Annotated in this window: 1 protein-coding gene; it reads left to right on the top strand. The window is 48.1% G+C overall.

All coding sequences use genetic code 11. From position 1 onward, the window contains the following. Positions 1 to 210: acyl-CoA thioesterase (locus LKX83_RS33605; RefSeq protein WP_227887660.1), on the top strand; the 210-nt coding region annotated here is incomplete at both ends.

Below are 210 nucleotides of genomic sequence, written 5' to 3'. Positions count from 1 at the left end.
AGATATGCGAACGTTCCCGCTGATTATTGTTACGATGCAGATTGATTTCCAGCGACAGTTGTACTTCGGGGAAGATGTGGAGGTGCGCGGTTGGGTGGAACGTATCGGCAGCGCGAGCTTCACGCTTTATGAAGAAGCGCATCAGAAGGGACAAGTGTGTGCCACAGGAAAAGCAACCTATGTATATTTTGACTACGAAACTCAGAAATC

This window comes from Cohnella baijiui, from assembly GCF_020731285.1.
GTDB lineage: Bacteria > Bacillota > Bacilli > Paenibacillales > Paenibacillaceae > Cohnella.
The sequence above is the reverse complement of the archived record's forward strand: the minus strand, read 5'-3'. Positions and strand labels throughout refer to the sequence as shown.